This is a genomic window from Xanthomonas sp. SHU 308 (assembly GCF_000364645.1).
Lineage (GTDB): Bacteria > Pseudomonadota > Gammaproteobacteria > Xanthomonadales > Xanthomonadaceae > Xanthomonas_A > Xanthomonas_A sontii.
On record NZ_AQOK01000318.1, the window covers coordinates 1 to 2,851 of the forward strand.

A 2,851-nucleotide genomic window follows, 5' to 3' on the forward strand; every position below is an offset into this window, starting at 1 on the left:
GGGGCACCTTCCCCCGCAAAAGGGGGCCATGGTCCCGAAGGGAGAAGAGAGAAGCCAAAGCCCCTCTCACCTCGGGAGAGGGGCTGGGGTGAGGGTCCGACCGCTGACTCACTCCAACGCAAACGGATCCGGATCGCCCGCGAACAATCGTTCCGACACGGCGCGCTCGGTGGTCTCGATATCGCCGATGAACCCCTCGGCATCGCCCAGCTTGGAGAACGCGTCGAAACCCCGCTCCAGAAACCCCTGCAGTTCCGACAGCCCCGCCGCCTTGGCCGGGCCGCGGGCGAAGCGCAGCAGCATGCGCACGCCGGGTGTGTGCACCGCCTTGGCCAGGCCCAGACCGACGCGGGCGATCAGGTCGATCTGGCGCTGGCGCAGCCGGGGTAGCCCGGTCTGCCGATAGGCTTCGGCATACAACGCTTCGTCCAGGCGCTTGCGCCGCGGCGCCAGGGCCTGCAGCGCCTCGGCCATGCGCAGGTCCAGGGCGTGGGTCAGCGCACCCAGCTCGATGCCGTCGGCGACCGTGTCCAGCAACGACGCCGGCATCAGCCGCTGCATCATCGGCAACACCTTGACGATATCGGCATCGCGACGGCTGAAGTCGCGATCGCCATAGACGTCGGTGAGAAAGAACATCGCCGCCGGACGCCGCTGCGGATCCTCCAGGAAATGCTCGAAGCTGTGCTCCAGCCGCTCCGATTGCCAGCGCCGCAGTTCCTGCAGCCAGCGCAGCGCATTGCGCGGTTCGCGCACGGGGTCGTGCAGCGCCTGGTGCCACGCCAGGCGGCGGCCGAGTCGTTCCAGGACGGGAGTGCTGCGCGCCATGGGCGCCGATGATGGTCGCAGCCCGGCACGACCGCAAGCGTCACGGCGCTCGGCTACACTCGCGCCACTGCCTCCTGCGGACCGCGCATGCTTTCCCTCCACAGCGCCTCGCCCCGTCCTCATTCCAACGGCCGCATCGGCCTGGCCATCGCCGGCGGCGGGCCGATCGGCGGCATGTATGGACTCGGCGCGCTGCGCGCCCTGGACGAGGCGCTGGACGGACTGGACCTGACCCGCCTGGATTGCTACGTGGGCGTCAGCTCCGGTGCGTTCCTGACCGCCGGTCTGGCCAACCGCATCAGCAGCGCCGAGATCTGCCGGATCTTCGTCACCGGCAACAGCGACGATGCGCGGTTCCGCCCGGAAGACTTCCTGCGGCCCAACGTCTACGAGTATCTGCGCCGTGCCGCGACACTGCCGGGGCTGGCCTACGGCTGGTGGCACGACCTGCTCACCGAACCGCGCAAGACCCGCTGGTCGGACCTGATCACCCGCTTCGGCGGACTGGTGCCCAGCGGCCTGTTCGACAACGCCGGGGTCGAGCGTTTCCTGCAGGACGTGTTCAGCCGCCGCGGCCGCAGCAACGATTTCCGCGACCTCGACGCCAATCTGTTCGTGGTCGCAGTGGACCTGGACAGCGGACGTGCGGTGCGCTTCGGCGAGCCGGGCATGGACCACGTGCCGATCTCGCTGGCGATCCAGGCCAGCGCGGCGCTGCCGGGGCTGTACCCGCCGGTGCAGATCGACGGCCACCATTACGTGGACGGCGCGCTGCGCCGCACCATGCATGCCTCCACCCTGCTGGAGCGCGGCATCGACCTGATGATCGGGATCAACCCGCTGGTGCCCTACGACGCCACCCACGCGCCGCGCCGCAATGGCCACATCGACCGCGCGCGGCTGCTCGCCGGTGGCCTGCCGGCGGTGCTGTCGCAGACCTTCCGCACCCTGCTGCAATCGCGCATGCAGGTGGGGCTGGAGAAGTACGCGCGACAGTACCCGCAGGTGGATCAGTTGGTCTTCGAGCCCAACGCCGACAACGGCGAGCTGTTCTTCACCAATCTCTTCAGCTACGCCGCGCGCCACCGCGTGTGCCAGCTCGCCTACCGCAACACCCTGTCCGACCTGCGCCGCAACGCGCAGACGCTGGAACCGCTGCTGGCCGCACACGGCATCGCGCTGCGCCACGATATCCTCAACGACCGCAAGCGCACCTTCCTCGATGGCGTGGACGTGCAGCCGCGGCGCATGACCGAGACCACCGCGCGGCTGCGGCGTGCGCTGGACGACGTCGACCAGGTCATCGCCGGCCGACGTGCCACACGCCGCACCCGCCGTTCGCCGGAGGCGTAGCGCTGCCGCCCCGGCCGACGGCGCCATCGCTCCCCGCGCACTGCGCACGCTGGTGTGATTACTCTAGTCACAGTCCCGAGTCTCGAACCCCGCCACTCACCCGCCGAAGGAACCGCACCGTCATGGCCACTCTGAAGAAGTCCGCCCGCAAGAAGCGCAGCACCGCCGCTGCCGACGACACCCTGCAGGCGCAGGCGGAAAAGCTGTCCAAGCGCTTGGGCGAATCGGCGCAGCAGGTCTGGCTGGCCGGGGTCGGCGCGTTCGGCCGTGCGCAGGCCGAGGGCGGCAAGCTGTTCGAGACCCTGGTGAAGGAAGGCCTGAGCCTGGAGCAGAGCACCCGCAAGCTGGCCGGCGGCGGGGTCGATGCGGTGCGCGATGCGGTGGAGAACCGGGTCGGCCAGGCCCGCGAGCGCGCCGCCGACACCTGGGACCGCCTGGAAAAGGTGTTCGAGGACCGCGTGCAGCGCGCGCTGCGCCGCCTGGAAGTCCCCAGCCGCGAGGACCTGGGTGCGCTGATCGAGCGCGTGGACGCGCTCAATGGCGAACTGCGGCATCTGCGCGGCGGCCGTGCCACGCAGGCGGCGGGCAAGGCGCCGGCGGCGAAAAAGGCCGCCAGGAAGACCACGGCGTCGCCCGCCGGCGCCGCCAAGCGCGCAGCAGCGGCGCGCCA

At 70.3% G+C, this 2,851-nt stretch carries 3 protein-coding genes; 2 read left to right on the forward strand and 1 reads right to left on the reverse strand.

The genetic code is table 11. The annotated features are described in order from the left end of the window. Positions 1-108: 108 nt before the first annotated feature. Positions 109-828: a hypothetical protein gene (locus tag D588_RS0111275; protein WP_017916053.1), complete on the reverse strand. Its 720-nt coding sequence runs from the start codon at positions 826-828 to the stop codon at positions 109-111. Positions 829-915: 87 nt separating this feature from the next. Here D588_RS0111275 and D588_RS0111280 point away from each other — a divergent pair, with 87 nt between their 5' ends. Both D588_RS0111280 and D588_RS24530 read left to right on the forward strand, forming a co-directional pair. After that, the gene (locus D588_RS0111280; protein WP_017916054.1) at positions 916-2,181 is read left to right on the forward strand and encodes a patatin-like phospholipase family protein; all 1,266 of its coding nucleotides are present in this window, start codon (positions 916-918) and stop codon (positions 2,179-2,181) included. Between the two features lie 122 nt (positions 2,182-2,303). After that, positions 2,304-2,851: phasin family protein (locus tag D588_RS24530; protein WP_017916055.1), on the forward strand; the 548-nt coding region annotated here is incomplete at its 3' end.